General features: G+C 58.1%; 18 protein-coding genes. All 18 read left to right on the forward strand.

Annotated features, from left to right (window positions below):
• The first annotated feature begins 134 nt into the window (after positions 1 to 134).
• A complete protein-coding gene (locus ACFOTD_RS27970; RefSeq protein WP_378123241.1) occupies positions 135 to 791 on the forward strand; it encodes a flagellar brake protein in 657 nt (218 codons plus the stop codon).
• A gap of 22 nt (positions 792 to 813) precedes the next feature.
• Positions 814 to 1,008: a hypothetical protein gene (locus ACFOTD_RS27975; protein ID WP_378123242.1), complete on the forward strand. Its 195-nt coding sequence runs from the start codon at positions 814 to 816 to the stop codon at positions 1,006 to 1,008.
• A gap of 212 nt (positions 1,009 to 1,220) precedes the next feature.
• A complete protein-coding gene (cmk, locus tag ACFOTD_RS27980) occupies positions 1,221 to 1,925 on the forward strand; it encodes a (d)CMP kinase (protein WP_378123243.1) in 705 nt (234 codons plus the stop codon).
• A gap of 3 nt (positions 1,926 to 1,928) precedes the next feature.
• Complete coding sequence (locus ACFOTD_RS27985) at positions 1,929 to 2,516, forward strand: lysophospholipid acyltransferase family protein (RefSeq protein ID WP_378123244.1); 588 nt, start codon at positions 1,929 to 1,931, stop codon at positions 2,514 to 2,516.
• 114 nt (positions 2,517 to 2,630) lie between these two features.
• Positions 2,631 to 3,872: a 30S ribosomal protein S1 gene (rpsA, locus tag ACFOTD_RS27990; protein WP_378123245.1), complete on the forward strand. Its 1,242-nt coding sequence runs from the start codon at positions 2,631 to 2,633 to the stop codon at positions 3,870 to 3,872.
• 139 nt (positions 3,873 to 4,011) lie between these two features.
• A complete protein-coding gene (locus ACFOTD_RS27995) occupies positions 4,012 to 4,932 on the forward strand; it encodes a YIEGIA family protein (protein ID WP_378123246.1) in 921 nt (306 codons plus the stop codon).
• On the forward strand, positions 4,925 to 5,104 hold the full coding sequence (locus tag ACFOTD_RS28000; protein ID WP_378123247.1) for a capping complex subunit for YIEGIA: 180 nt from the start codon (positions 4,925 to 4,927) through the stop codon (positions 5,102 to 5,104). The genes ACFOTD_RS27995 and ACFOTD_RS28000 overlap by 8 nt, the downstream gene beginning before the upstream one ends.
• A 106-nt stretch (positions 5,105 to 5,210) precedes the next feature.
• Positions 5,211 to 6,533, forward strand: a complete 1,323-nt coding sequence (gene der, locus ACFOTD_RS28005) for a ribosome biogenesis GTPase Der (protein WP_378123248.1) — start codon at positions 5,211 to 5,213, stop codon at positions 6,531 to 6,533.
• Between the two features lie 12 nt (positions 6,534 to 6,545).
• Positions 6,546 to 7,166, forward strand: coding sequence for a glycerol-3-phosphate 1-O-acyltransferase PlsY (gene plsY, locus ACFOTD_RS28010; RefSeq protein WP_378123262.1), 621 nt, complete (start codon positions 6,546 to 6,548; stop codon positions 7,164 to 7,166).
• On the forward strand, positions 7,156 to 8,190 hold the full coding sequence (locus ACFOTD_RS28015) for an NAD(P)H-dependent glycerol-3-phosphate dehydrogenase (RefSeq protein ID WP_378123249.1): 1,035 nt from the start codon (positions 7,156 to 7,158) through the stop codon (positions 8,188 to 8,190). Before plsY ends, ACFOTD_RS28015 begins: the two co-directional genes overlap by 11 nt.
• Before the next feature lie 97 nt (positions 8,191 to 8,287).
• Positions 8,288 to 8,563, forward strand: coding sequence for a stage VI sporulation protein F (locus ACFOTD_RS28020; protein ID WP_378123250.1), 276 nt, complete (start codon positions 8,288 to 8,290; stop codon positions 8,561 to 8,563).
• 188 nt (positions 8,564 to 8,751) lie between these two features.
• Positions 8,752 to 9,366 carry a nitroreductase family protein gene (locus ACFOTD_RS28025; RefSeq protein WP_378123263.1) on the forward strand — a complete coding sequence of 205 codons (615 nt, stop codon included), beginning with the start codon at positions 8,752 to 8,754 and terminating at the stop codon, positions 9,364 to 9,366.
• A 199-nt stretch (positions 9,367 to 9,565) separates the two neighbouring features.
• Complete coding sequence (locus ACFOTD_RS28030; RefSeq protein ID WP_378123251.1) at positions 9,566 to 9,745, forward strand: DUF2768 family protein; 180 nt, start codon at positions 9,566 to 9,568, stop codon at positions 9,743 to 9,745.
• Positions 9,746 to 9,774: 29 nt separating this feature from the next.
• Positions 9,775 to 10,068, forward strand: a complete 294-nt coding sequence (locus ACFOTD_RS28035) for a 2Fe-2S iron-sulfur cluster-binding protein (protein ID WP_378123252.1) — start codon at positions 9,775 to 9,777, stop codon at positions 10,066 to 10,068.
• A gap of 13 nt (positions 10,069 to 10,081) precedes the next feature.
• A complete protein-coding gene (locus ACFOTD_RS28040; protein WP_378123253.1) occupies positions 10,082 to 10,705 on the forward strand; it encodes a nucleotidyltransferase family protein in 624 nt (207 codons plus the stop codon).
• Positions 10,695 to 11,054, forward strand: coding sequence for a 2Fe-2S iron-sulfur cluster-binding protein (locus ACFOTD_RS28045; protein ID WP_378123254.1), 360 nt, complete (start codon positions 10,695 to 10,697; stop codon positions 11,052 to 11,054). Before ACFOTD_RS28040 ends, ACFOTD_RS28045 begins: the two co-directional genes overlap by 11 nt.
• A 43-nt stretch (positions 11,055 to 11,097) precedes the next feature.
• Entirely contained in the window at positions 11,098 to 11,850 is a 753-nt protein-coding gene (locus ACFOTD_RS28050; RefSeq protein WP_378123255.1) for a DUF3939 domain-containing protein, read from the forward strand.
• 260 nt (positions 11,851 to 12,110) lie between these two features.
• Positions 12,111 to 13,589, forward strand: a complete 1,479-nt coding sequence (gene spoIVA / locus ACFOTD_RS28055; protein WP_378123256.1) for a stage IV sporulation protein A — start codon at positions 12,111 to 12,113, stop codon at positions 13,587 to 13,589.
• The last annotated feature ends 312 nt before the right edge of the window (positions 13,590 to 13,901 follow it).

Raw genomic sequence — 13,901 nt, forward strand, 5'->3', positions numbered from 1 at the left:
CGGATTTCTATATTTTGACCACTTGCCATCTGCCGCCGGACAAGCGATCGTGCTATAATGCAAAGGATAATACGAACTAGAGGACTATGTTCGCATAATTCCGACATTATACAGCAGTCGCATGGAGGTGCAGCGTGCTTCCCAAGATAGGTCAAATGCTCTACATTCAGCCCCATGCGGCGACGAACGACGGCGGGGCGCCAGGCATGCTCCGTTCTCGCGTTACGGATGCGGACGATCGATTTTTGTATGTGGATATCCCCATCGACGAACAGACGCGCAGGCTCCACCGGACCGAGCCCGGAGACGAGCTTAAGCTTACATACTTTACGTCGGAAGGCGTCAAGCACCAGTTCGCCGCCCACGTTCATTCGATACGCAGGGACAGCATCAGCCAGCTCGTCATTCCGAAGCCGGATCCGGAGCAAATATCCAGAGAACAGCGCAGGAGCTTTCTTCGCGTCGAAGCGCAGCTCGAGATCGCGATCCGTCTCGGCGAGAAGATGCGCTTCACGGCGCTTACGGACGATGTCGGCGGCGGCGGCGTGTCGTTCAGATGCGATCGCAAGTGGCCGATCACGCCGAACATGAAGGCAAACTGCTGGCTCCTGTTGAACTACAAGTCCGGTACCGTCTCGCATGCGCAATTCGAAGCCGAGATTGTCCGGATCGTGCCCGTCGAACCTCACCATAATCTGGTGATGATGCGGTTTCAGGACATCCAGGATACCGACCAGCAAAAGATCATCCGTTATTGCTTCGAAAAGCAGCTCGAGAGAAGGAAGGATTAGACAAAAAAGGGGCAATGGCGGCATGGACGGCAAAGGAGACCGCCCGCGCGCGGACCCGGCGCGGGCGGTTGAGCGCGTCGACGGATTGTTGCGGGCGGCGGCGTTGGCCGGCGCGATTTTGCTTTTATTAACGCAGTTGCTGCTGCGGGTACCCGAGATCAGGGCGCTGATCGTTCCCGGCGAACGCGCCGAAGGAATACGCTACGAAGCCGGATAGACCCTTGTCTATTCGGCTTGCTTTTTTGCATCTGAATATATGCTGTGGTATAATTTGTTCATTCGTGCGCAGGCGGTCGCCGGCTGGTTTAATGCTCATGCAGGTGTTGCCGAACAGCTTCGTCTCCGCCTTGCCGCAGGCCGATGGACCCTCCTGTCTAATCGACCGGATGCATCAATGTTTGTGCGCTCTAGGAGGCATGTTGTTACTTCATGAATGAACGTTATCCGCAACGCATCAACATTGCGATCGACGGACCGGCCGGAGCGGGCAAGAGCACGGTCGCCAGGCTGGTCGCCAGCGAGCTTCAATACGTATATGTGGACACGGGCGCCATGTACCGTGCCGTCACCTTTGTCGCGCAGTCTCGCGGACTTCGGCTGGACGACAACGACAGTCTTGCCGCGCTTTCGTCGGGATTGGACATCTCGTTGCTTCCCGGCGATGGGGGCCAGATCGTTCTGGCGGACGGCAAGGACGTGACCGGTTTGATTCGCACGCGCGAGGTAACGTCATCCGTATCGCAGGTTTCCGCGAATGCCGCCGTAAGGTCGCGCATGTCAGAGCTGCAGCGCCGGATGGCAGCCGCCAAAGGCGTGGTCATGGACGGGCGAGACATCGGGACCCACGTACTGCCCGACGCGGAGCTCAAGGTATTCTTGACCGCATCGCCGCGGGAACGCGCGAGCCGCAGGTTTTTGGAGCTCGGGGATAAGCCGGGCGTCACTCTCGATCAGCTCGAAGAAGAGATCGCTTTGCGCGACCGGATGGACAGCGAGCGCGAGATCGCGCCGTTGCGCCAGGCCGCCGACGCGCTGCTGATCGATTCGACGGGGCGCTCGATCGCCGAGATCGTGGACGAGATCGTATCGCTAGGCCGTTCGGCCGCGCAAGCGATCGCTGCAAGGGAGAATTGACCGATGCTGTATCGATTCGCGAGATTGCTGCTTAGAGTCCTGTTCAAGCTGCTTTACCGGTTCGAGGCCATCGGCGCAGAGCGGATTCCCGCCCAGGGCGGCGTGATTCTCGCCAGCAACCATACGAGCCTGCTCGATCCGATCGCACTCGGGATCGGCGTCGATCGCAAGGTTCATTACATGGCCAAGGCGGAGCTCTTCAAAATTCCCGGCTTCGGAGCGTTGATCACCAACCTTGGCGCATTTCCGGTAAAGCGCGGCGGCGTCAGCAAAGAGGCGATCCGCACGGCGATCGGCATTTTGCGCGAGGGCAAGGTAATGGGGATTTTCCCCGAGGGAACTCGCAAGGACGTCGGCCTCATGGGCAAGCGCGGCGCGATGAGCATGGCATTTCGTGCCGGCTCGGCGGTCGTGCCGGTAGCTTTAGTCGGCAGTTATCGTCCTTTTACGAAAATGAAGGCCGTTTACGGCGCGCCGCTCGATATGGAGAAGCTTGCGGGGGACGGTTCCCCGGAGTCGCAGGAAGCGGCTACCGAGCTGCTGATGTCCAGGATCAAAGAAATGCTGAACACGGGCAGGCCCGCGCAATAATTTAATTCTTCCGGCGCATACTACGGTCGTTCGTCCTATTTTTATACTTAAGTGATTTAAACCCCGCGTAGCGGGTTTAAATAAAGTTGTGGTAGAACTGAGGAGGTTATTTCCATGTCTGAAGAAATCAATGTCCAGGAATCCGCCGCGCAGGAGCCTGTCGCTGCCGACAATGCCGCAGAGACGGTAACGCAAGACGCGCTGGAGAACGTTGTATCGCTGAAAAAGGGCGATACCGTGAAGGGAACCATCGTTAAAATCGAAGACAACCAAGCTTATGTGAGCCTTGGATATAAATACGACGGTGTCATCCCGCTCCGCGAGCTCTCCAACGTCAACCTGGAGAATGCTTCCGACGCCGTACAGATCGGTCAGGAAGTCGAAGCCAAGGTCGTCAGCATCAACGACGAAAAAGCAAGCCTTGTCCTCTCCAAGCGTCAAATCGACGGCGCGAAGGCATGGGATGATCTCCAAAGCAAATTCGACAACGGCGAAGCTTTCGAAATTACCGTTGCCGACGTCGTCAAGGGCGGCCTGGTCGCCGACGTAGGCGTACGCGGCTTCATTCCCGCTTCGATGGTCGCACGCACGTTTGTCGAAGACTTCTCCGATTACAAGGGTCGTACCCTTCGCGTTAAGGTGAAGGAAATCGATCGTGAAAACAACAAAGTGATTCTCTCGGCCAAGGAAGTGCTCGAAGCCGAATACGAATCGCAAAAGCAATCCGTTATGGAGTCCCTGCAACCGGGTCAAGTGCTTGAAGGCACGGTTCAGCGTCTTACTCCGTTCGGCGCGTTCGTCGACATCGGCGGCGTAGACGGACTGGTACACGTTTCCGAGATCGCTTGGAATCACGTTGCGCATCCGGCCGACGTTGTTTCCGAAGGCCAAAAGGTCAACGTGAAGGTGCTGAGCGTCGACACGTCGATCGGCAAAATCAAGCTGAGCATCAAGGCCGCACAACCAGGCCCGTGGGAATCGGTTAACGGCCAATTCAACACTGGCGACGTTGTGACGGGCGTCGTGAAGCGCCTCGTGAGCTTCGGCGCATTCGTCGAGATCGCACCGGGCGTAGAAGGCCTTGTGCACATCTCCCAGATCGCGCACCGCCATGTCGCTACGCCGCATGAAGTGCTGAAGGAAGGCCAAGAAGTTCAAGCGAAGATTTTGGACTTCAACCCGGCCGAGAAGCGCGTATCGCTCTCCATCAAGGAGACCGAAGAAGCGCCTGCTCAACCTGAACGTGCGCCGCGCGAGCCGAGAGGCAGACGTGAAGAGTCGAACATCCCTGCTCCTGAGAGCATGAGCTTCACGCTTGCCGAGAAGTTCGGCGACAAGCTGAGCAAGTTTAAGTAATATCCCCCTATTCTAAGACAGGCGCTGCAGAAGCATTTCTGCAGCGCTTTTTTTGCGTTTCGCGAATTCTAATTGTGAGGATTTTTAAGCTGCGCATACTAAGGAATGGAAAGGAATCCGGTTAGAGGAGGAGAAGGGCATGATTACGGCTAAGTGGCTGGCCGGTCACCACGAATTGATCGGCGTGACGCTCGGCACGCTATTCGGCTTTTTGGCGCGGGTCGTCATGCTGCGCAGCGACTACAGACAGTACCCGGCCTACCCGCACGGCAAAATTATTCATTTGGCGCTCGGGCTGATCGCAGGCGCTCTAGGCGCAGTCGCCGTCCCGGCGTTGATGAACAAGGATTATACGGCGATCACGTTTCTGTCGCTCGCAGCGCAGCAGTTCAGGGAAGTGCGCAATATGGAGAGGGGAACGCTGACCGCGATCGATCACCAAGAGCTCGTTCCGCGCGGCGCGACCTATATCGAAGGCATCGCAGTCGTCTTTGAAGGGCGCAACTATTTATCGATCGCGACAGCGCTGATTGTCAGTTTTGCGGCAACGATCATCGGTTGGATCTGGGGCGTACTGCTCGGTATCGTATGTATCGCGATCGTCCTGCGGTTTATGAAAGGGAAGACGATCAAGGACATTGCGGAAGTTTCGTTTGCGCCGGTGAAGGCGGAAAACGCAAGCGTAACGGTCGGTCCGGTCTATATGATGAATGTCGGGCTTGAGTCGGACCTCGAGATCATCCGCAAGCAGGCTATCGGTTTTATCCTGACGCCCGTAAGCGATGATGCGAAAGTAACGCTTTCCAATCTGGGTCTTAGGCAGGCGATTCTGCACGATTTATCGACAAGGCTCGGCGTTTATCGGGACGACGGAGAACCGGCGCTATTGCCGATGGCAAAGCTCGATTTGGATACGGGAGCGCTCGGCGTGCTGCTGCTGCCCAGAGAACACGGGATGGAGAAGGCGCTCAAAGCGATGCGCGACGTGCCCCTTCTAGAGTCGGCCGTCCGCAGACCGACGAAGGCCAACAAGACGAAGGGAGAGCCTGCCCATGGCTAAAATCGTCATGCTCCTCACAACCGATCCGACAAATATATCGGAGGGCTCGGCCGCTCTGATCGCGAAGTCGGAGGAGGAACTGCAAAACTTGACGAATCTGATGGAGAAAATACTCGATTGCGCCGCGCACAAGCTGAAGGACGGATTGTATATGATCGTCGATCGGCACTAGGGAAGCGTGGACGAGCGCAGGACTTTAGGAACCGTTAGCCAAGGCGGGGTATTTTTGTTATGATACTCTTTGTATGATTCAGAGGAATTCCTTAAGGAGTGAAAGTATGGCAAGACCAGTCATTGCCATCGTAGGGCGTCCCAACGTAGGGAAGTCTACGATTTTTAATCGCATAATCGGTGACCGCCTGGCCATCGTCGAAGATAAGCCGGGCATTACGCGCGACCGGATCTACGGCACCGGCGAATGGAGCGGCCGCACCTTCAGCGTTATCGATACCGGCGGTATCGAGATCGACGGCGAAGACGGCATGCTTCGCCTTGTCCGCATGCAGGCGGAGCTCGCCATCGAAGAGGCGGACCTCATCGTGTTCATGGCCGACGCCAAATCCGGCGTTACCAATGCCGACGAAGAAGTCGCCCAGATTTTGTTCCGCTCGGGCAAGCCGGTCGTCGTCGCGGTGAACAAAGTGGACAACCTGCAGCGCATGGACGATATTTACGAATTTTACAGCCTCGGCTTCGGCGACCCGATCGCGCTCTCGGGCTCGCACGGCATCGGCATCGGAGACTTGCTCGAAGCTTGCGTGGAGCGTCTTCCCGTCGGCGAAGATCAGGAGTATGACGACGATGTGATCAAGGTCGCCTTGATCGGACGACCGAACGTCGGCAAGTCCTCGCTCGTGAATGCGATTCTGGGCGAAGAACGCGTCATCGTCAGCGAGATCGCGGGCACGACGCGCGACGCCATCGATACGCCGTTCGCCAAGGACGACCAGCGTTACGTTCTGATCGATACCGCGGGCATGCGCAAGCGGGGCAAGGTGTACGAGACGACGGAGAAATATAGCGTCATGCGGTCGATGAAAGCCATCGAACGGGCCGATGTTGTCCTCGTCGTCATTAACGGCGAAGAAGGCATTATCGAGCAGGACAAACATATCGCCGGCTATGCGCACGAGATGGGCAAAGCCTCCGTCTTCGTCGTCAACAAATGGGATGTCGTCGAGAAGGACGACAAGACGATGCAGCACTTCACCAATTCGATTCGCGATCACTTCCTGTTCATGTCGTATGCGCCGATCGTGTTTTTGTCCGCGCTCACGAAGTCCAGGCTGCACCGCCTGCTGCCCGTCATCGACCGGGTTGCCGAGCAGCATGCGATGCGCGTGCCGACGCATCTGCTTAACGACGTCGTCGCGGACGCAGTGGCGATTACGCCGCCGCCGACAGACAAGGGCCGCAGGCTGCGCGTGAATTACGCGACGCAGGTATCCGTCAAGCCGCCGACGATCCTTATTTTCGTGAACGATCCCGAATTGATGCACTTCTCGTACGAGCGTTATTTGGAAAACAAGATTCGGGCCGCGTTCGATTTCGAGGGCACGCCGCTGCGCCTCTTCACGCGCCGCAAGTCCGATCAGGAATAGGAGAGAACCGTGTTGCTGCCAGCCGTCATCGCCGTCGCTTTCAGTTATTTGCTCGGTTCCGTCTCCTTCAGCATCCTTTTCGCCCGCTGGCTCCGCAAGATCGATATCCGACAGCACGGAAGCGGCAATGCGGGCGCGACCAATACGCTTCGCGTGCTCGGTAAAGGACCGGCCATCGCCGTATTCGTGCTGGACATCGCCAAAGGTCTCGTCGCCGTCGCAATCGGCCAAGCGATCGCCGGAGAACAAGGCTCCTGGCTCGCCGTCGCTTGCGGTCTGGCTTCCATCGCCGGGCACAACTGGCCGATTTATTTCCGCTTCAAGGGCGGGAAGGGCATTGCGACAACCGTTGGCGCTCTCATTTATATGGCGCCGCTTCCGGTCGTCGCCGCCGGCGTCGTTGCCATTATTCTTATCGTGATCACGCGGTACGTCTCGCTTGGCTCGATGGTTTTCGCCGCGCTCGTGCCTGTCATTCTCGGTCTGGCGGGCGAGATCGGCCCCGTTTTTTGGGGCGCGCTCATATTGGCGCTGCTTGCCATCGTCCGTCACCGCAAAAACATCGTTAAGCTGATGAACGGCACCGAGAACAAAATCGGCGCCAAGAAAAAGGAGGATTCGCATGGCATCTAGCCAAGTTACCGTCCTGGTTGCCGGCAGCTGGGGCACGGCGCTGGCTTGCGTGCTCGCGGACAACGGTCACCAAGTGAAAGTATGGACGCGCGGTGCCGCTCAAGCGGAAGAAATCAACGAATTCCATACGAATCGCAAATACTTGAAGGATGCCGAGCTGCCCAAGTCTCTGATTGCGACGACGGACATGGCCGAGGCGCTCCGCGAAGCGGACGCCGTCGTGTTCGTCGCGCCGTCATCTGCCATGCGCGAGGTTGCGCAAGCGGCCGTGGCGCATCTTAAGCCGGAGGCGCTCATCGTTCATGCGACCAAAGGCTTCGAGACGGGCAGCTTAAAACGGATGTCCCAAGTGCTCTCCGAAGAATTGGGGCGTCCCGAAGGCTCCATCGTCGTGTTATCCGGTCCGAGCCATGCCGAAGAAGTCGTACTGCGATTGCCGACGACCGTCGTCGTTGCAGCCAGCGAATTAAAGCAGGCGGAGGCGGCGCAGGATTTATTTATTAACGATGCCTACTTCCGCGTCTATACGAATCCCGATTACATCGGTGCGGAGACCGCCGGCGCGATCAAAAACATCATCGGTCTCGGCGCAGGGCTCTCGGACGGGCTCGGCTTCGGCATCAACGCCAAGTCCGCGCTCGTCACGCGCGGTCTCGCAGAGATCGGCCGTTTGGGTTCCGCCATGGGCGCCCATATGCTCACGTTCGCCGGTCTCGCTGGCGTCGGTGACTTGATCGCGACTTGCACGAGCAGACACAGTCGCAACTATCGCGCCGGGGAGCTGCTGGCCCAGGGACTTGGCTACGAAGAGGTGCAGGAACGCATCGGGATGGTCGTCGAAGGCGTCCGAACGACGCTTGCGGCCTCCAAGCTCGCCGTCCAATATGGCGTCGAGATGCCGATCACGGCGCAGCTTCATGCCGTGCTGTTCGAAGGCAAGCCGCCGCTGCAAGCGGTGGAAGCGCTCATGGGAAGAGTTCGCACGCACGAGATCGAGGAGACCGTTCTTTTTAACCGTACATAGCTTACAGATAGAGCCGTCCGCCGTCTTCAAGCCCGCCCACACCGCCGAGCCTCGTGCCTCATAGGATACAGAGCATGATTTGCGGAGGAGGGGAAGCATGGACAAGAAGATGTCCAAGGACGTTCTTAATTCAGTGAGCAAGAAAACGGGCAAGCCCGTATCGGAATCGTCGCTCAAAAAAATAGCGCAAAAGGTGTCCCCGGACATTATGCAGAGCGAAGCGCAGCTCCGCCAGCTGATCAAGCAGGTATCGAGCACGGCCGGCGTGCCCGTATCGGAGGAGACGATCAAGGAGATCGTTGGCGCCGTCAAAAAAAGCGGTTTTAACATTGGCAATCTCGAGGGACTTATGAAAATGATGCTTAAAAAATAAAAGGTCCAAGCCGCGTTAAGCCTCTCTCCCCCATAATGGGAGCGGGGCTTTTTCGTATGCTTACGCGGTCCTATCGGTCCCAAGCGATCGTTGGCGAAGCATTCCATTCATTGATTTCGAGCAATCGGGCAAGCTGAAGCAGTATTAATCATAATTGAATAGGAAAGGGGAAACGTACTGCCATGACGATGGATACGAGCGTCCGCGACCACTTTTTGACAGCCGTCAGACAACGCCGCAGCTTTTACGGTATCAGCGACGAGGCGATCGTTCCGGACGAGCGGATCGAGGAGATCGTTAAGGAAGCGGTCAAGCATACGCCGTCTTCGTTTAACTCCCAGAGCGCCAGAATCGTGCTGCTGCTCAAGCAGGAGCACAAGAAATTCTGGAACATGACGACAGAGACGCTTCGCAAAGTCGTCTCCGATCCCGAGCAGTTCAAGGCGACGCAAGATAAGATGAACGCCTTCGCTGCCGGCTACGGCACCGTGCTGTTTTTTGAGGACCAGACGGTGATCGAAGACTTGCAGCGGCAATTCGCTTCCTACAAGGACAATTTCCCCAAGTGGTCGGCGCATTCCTCCGGCATGCATCAATTCGTCATATGGACGGCGCTCGAGACCGAGGGCTTCGGCGCTTCCCTGCAGCACTACAATCCGCTCGTGGACGAAGAGGTCAAGCGTACGTGGAAATTGCCGGACAGCTGGTCTTTGATCGCGCAGATGCCGTTCGGCAAGCCGGTCGCGCAGCCTGGAGAGAAAACGTTCAAGCCGCTCGAGGAAAGAATCAAGATTTTCAAGTAATGAACGAAAGACGCCGCCGAAGCGATGCAACGGCGGTTTTCGTCATTTTTGCGTACGAAAGGCGAATGTGATTGAAGAATGTGGTATAATATGTTCCGTTTTATAGGATTGGATTGACGAGCGTTCGCGGCCGTATTCGCGCGACGGTCATTTGCCATACATAAGGCTGCAGGGTTAAGGAAGGGACTGTTACTTAGCAATGGATCCGATGATGAAAATGTGGGTGTCGTTCGTCGGCATCGGACTGATGGTTCTATCGGCGGTGCTGATTATGCTCGCCAGGGCGAAGACCAAGGGCGCGCTGCGCTTCGGGCTTTCCTTCGTCGCCTTCATCATGCTGCTTGTCGGCATGGCATGCGGACTTATATCGATCATTTGACAACAAGAATCAGGCCGGGGGATTTGATTATGCTGACCCTTAAAGGGAGAACAATCGAGTCGAGCATGGAACCGCGGGTCGGCGCCACGCTGCTGGAGCTCGCGCTCGGCGCTGGCGTCGATTGGCAGTTCAATTGCTCGAGGGGCACCTGCGCGCGCTGCCGCTGCCTCGTCACGGAAGGCGGCGAGCTGCTGGAGGAGTCGACCGACGCCGAATGGGACCGTCTCGGGCCGGAAGAGCTGGATGCTGGCTATCGACTCGGCTGTCAGGCGCGCGTCGAGACGGCAGGCACGATCGCGGCCGTCAACCGGACGTACTTCTAAGGAGCTGAAGGAAATGCCGATAGAAGGTGCAGGCGAGCATATCCTGAATGCGCTATCCGCGATCGCGGCGGCGACCGGGGACTGCGGCGAGAAATGGGTGGTCGGCGGCAGCGCCGGGCTTGCGCTTCGGGGAGCGCGTCTTGCATCGGCGCCGAGAGACCTGGATATTTATGCGGATGCTGCCGCGGCGACGGCGCTGCATGAACGGCTTGCCGGTTGGGCTATGGACGATCAGAAGTGGGACGAGACGGGACGCTACCGTTCGTTATTGTCCCATTACCGGTATCGCGGCGTCACGATCGAGTTAGTGGGGGATTTCGAGATTCGAGTCCCGGGCTCTCGATACGCGACCGAGGTCGACGCCTTTTTATATGCGCACGGGGACGACTGGATCCCGCCGGACGGCAAGCCATCTGTTCGTCTAATGCCGCTTGGGCACGAGCTTATTTTTAACCTGCTGCGGGAGCGGCAGGATCGCGCGCTCGAGGCGGCCCGGCTCATTCGGGACGAGCCGGAGGCACATTTGCCCGCGCTTGAACGGCTCGCCGCCAGACAATCGCTGTCCGATGGCGTCATAAGCGAGCTTCGGCGTCTGACGGCCGCGGTAACCGGGAGGGAAGCGGACGATGAGCGATAAAGGCGGCTGCGAGGTCGAGTTCGGACCGGAAGGACAGACCGTGAGCGTCAGAGCCGGCACGACGCTGCTTGACGCAGCCAGACGGGCCAAGGCGCCGGTACGCACGCGGTGCGGCGGCGTCGCCGGCTGCCTGATGTGCAAGGTAAGCGTGCCGCCGACTTGCGGAGATGCGCTTACGCCGCCGACGGAGGCGGAGCGCCGCAAGCTCGGTCCGCTGCTGGAGCAGGGCGTAAGACTGTCCTGCCAGTCGCGGGTCCGGCGGTCCCTTAGGGTCGAGGTTCCCGAAGATCCGCTTAAGGCGGCCGTGCGCAGGCAGCTTGAACGACAGCGATCGGACGATCTATGGTAAACGACAAGCCGCGAGTGACGGCATATATAGGGGGCTTTTGGATTTGAACAGATCGCAATGGATTAATAACGGCCAGCTGGCGGCTAAGCGAGCTGCGGTGCTGGTATGCGCGCTAGCGCTGCTGCCGCTCGCGGGCTGCTTGTATCCGGACGAATATACGCCATCGAACCAGGTGTCTGCCAAAGAGTCGGTGAGCGCCGTACAGGCTGCCGTCGACAGCTACCGCAAGGACACGGGACTTTTGCCGATCGAAAATGCTTCGGAGGGTACGCCGCAATACGAGAAGTTCCGTCTCGACTTCGCCAAGCTGAAGCGGATGGGGTACGTAACCGAAATTCCCAAGGAAGCGTTCGAAAGCGGCGGCTCCGGCCAATTTCTCATTATCGACGAAGAAAGCGATCCCAAGGTCAAACTGCTGGATCTCGCGGTCTATCAGTCGATCGGCACGGTGCAGTCCAAGGTGAACGCATACGTGCTCAAGCATAAAGGGAAGCAGCCGGTTGCGGATGAGATCTACCCGGACTTCCGCCGGATCGACTACAAGGCGCTCGGCATCGACGATCCGGCGATCCGCAGCATGTATACCGGACGGGTGCTCGAGCTGATGATCGACCCCGGCAGCGCCGTCTACGCGGATTACGGCATCGATATCGTCAAGGCGCTGGAGAAATCGGAGGCCAAGCCAAGCGAGACGGACGATTTGCGGGCAATGCTTGCTGACGAATCGTTCTACGTGCCGGTCAAATCGCCTGTTTACCGTCTGGTCGACGGCGAGCCGCGGGCATTCCTCAAATAAGGCTGCGCCTCCGTGCGCTCCAAGCCGAACCGTTCCGCCTGCGGAACGGTCTTTTTTGTTGCTTCTTCGGACATAGGCGCCCTTTTCCTGTCATATGATCATTTGGATGAGCGAACGGCGCGCGGGGCGCTTCAAAAATTATGAACCGTCGTCATATTCGCAGGCATGGCACATACAATGATACTAGTCCAAGTTCATGTACGAGTCCGTCGCGCTGACGGAACCGCAGGCTTCGCGATTACGAAGGGGAGGGAATCTCAGTGGAAAAAGTGGACATTTTCAAAGATATCGCCGAACGTACGGGCGGCGACATCTACCTCGGGGTCGTCGGCGCCGTCCGGACAGGCAAATCGACCTTTATCAAGCGATTCGTGGAGACGGTCGTGCTGCCGAACATCGCACATGAAGCTGACCGCGTCAGGGCGGTCGACGAACTGCCGCAGAGCGCGGCTGGCCGTACGATCATGACGACGGAGCCCAAGTTCGTGCCCAACAACGCCGTTCAGATCAAAGTCGGCGAAGGCCTCGAGGTCAACGTGAGGCTGGTCGATTGCGTCGGCTATGCCGTCGAGGGAGCTAAAGGCTACGAAGACGAAAACGGACCGCGCATGATTACGACGCCCTGGTTCGAGGAAGCGATTCCCTTCCAGGAAGCGGCGGAAATCGGCACGCGCAAGGTGATCCAGGAGCACTCGACGCTGGGCGTCGTCGTAACGACCGACGGAACGATCGCGGAGATTCCGCGCAGCTCCTACGTCGAGGCGGAGGAGCGCGTCATTGCAGAGCTTAAGGAGGTCGGCAAGCCGTTCGTGCTGATCGTCAACTCGACGAAGCCGAAAAGCGAGGAAGCGCTGGCGCTTCGCGCCGAGCTTGCGGCCAAATACGATATACCGGCGATCACGCTGAGCGTGGCATCGATGGGCGAGGACGAAGTGCTCGGCGTTCTGCGCGAGGTGCTTTACGAGTTCCCCGTTCATGAAGTCAACGTCAATCTGCCGAGCTGGGTCATGGTCCTGCAAGAGCAGCACTGGCTGAGATCAAGCTACGAGAATTCGGTTCGGGACACCGTCCGGGACATCCGCCGCCTGCGCGACGTGGACCGCGTCGTCTCGCAATTCCTCGAATACGACTTCGTCGACCGTGCGGGGCTGAGCGGTCTCAACATGGGCCAAGGCGTCGCCGAGATCGATCTGTACGCGCCGGACGAATTGTACGACCGGATTCTGCAAGAGGTCGTCGGCACGGAAATTCGCGGCAAAGACCATTTGCTGCAGCTGATGCAGGAGTTCTCCCACGCCAAGCGGGAGTACGACCGCTTCGCCGAGGCGCTCGAGATGGTGAAGACGACCGGCTACGGCATCGCGGCGCCGACGCTGGCGGAGATGCAGCTCGACGAGCCGGAACTGATCCGGCAGGGCTCGCGCTTCGGCGTCCGGCTCAAGGCGACCGCGCCTTCGATCCATCTGATCCGCGTCGACGTCGAATCGGAATTCGCGCCGATCATCGGCACCGAAAAGCAGAGCGAGGAGCTCGTCCGCTATCTGATGCAGGACTTCGAGAAGGATCCGATCAAGATCTGGGATTCCGACATCTTCGGGCGCTCGCTGCACTCGATCGTAAGGGAAGGCATCCAGGGCAAGATCGCCATGATGCCGGACAACGCCCGCTACAAGCTGCAAGAAACGCTGGGCCGCATCATCAACGAAGGCTCCGGCGGACTCATCGCCATTATCCTTTAAAGTGTAAAAGGTCCGCGCGCCGCATACGGCGCGCGGCTTTTTAGAAGCTAAAGAAGTGTATATTCGGCGGCCGTTCGCGTTCAATGAAGCATTCTTGTCTTACCGGAGCTTTCGACAGTTAGGCGGTTAAAAAAACCTGCATTTTTACATGTATTTTCTGTTGACGAGCGACTCGTGATGGAATGCCTGCAAATACGGCTAGGCCCCCTAAAACTGGAGTCATACCCCACAATGATTCCAATTTCATAACGCAGCTCGTTATTTCGCGCGATTACACCGATCTGTAAAAGTCCGAAGCATCGTCCAATGTCT

It is taken from the genome of Cohnella sp. GCM10012308 (assembly GCF_042649185.1).
GTDB lineage: Bacteria > Bacillota > Bacilli > Paenibacillales > Paenibacillaceae > Cohnella.